1 protein-coding gene is annotated in these 438 nt (G+C 44.3%); it reads right to left on the bottom strand.

Features of this window, described 5'->3' with window-relative positions; all coding sequences use genetic code 11:
• Positions 1-438: hypothetical protein (locus tag ACHFIY_RS19330; protein WP_410847774.1), on the bottom strand; the 438-nt coding region annotated here is incomplete at both ends.

Genomic DNA, 438 nt, shown 5'->3' with positions numbered 1-438 from the left:
TATGCTGTGCCATTGAATATATAAGCACTACCCGCACAAATGCTTGCATTGGTGGTAGATGTTGAATTTGCCTTTACATTCAATACCAAGGTTGCGGCACTATCACAACCAACACTATTTGTTAGATGAGCAGTGTATGAACCTGCAACGCTGTATGCAGTGCCATTGAACGTATAAGCACTACCAGCACAGATGCTTGCATTGGTGGTAGAGGTCGAAGTAGCCTTCACGGTCAATATCAAGGTAGCGGCACTGTCGCAGCCAACTGCATTAACCAAATGGGCAGTGTAAGTACCTGCTGTGCTGTATGCTGTGCCATTGAAGGTATAAGAACTACCAGCGCAAATGCTTGCATTGGTGGTTGATGCAGAATTTGCCTTAACAGTCAATACCAATGTAGCTGCACTATCGCAACCTATTGCATTTACTAAATGAGCT

Origin of the sequence: Parasediminibacterium schistidii, from assembly GCF_046546515.1 — a bacterium.
Taxonomy (GTDB): domain Bacteria; phylum Bacteroidota; class Bacteroidia; order Chitinophagales; family Chitinophagaceae; genus Parasediminibacterium.
This window is presented reverse-complemented; position numbering and strand designations above follow the sequence as displayed.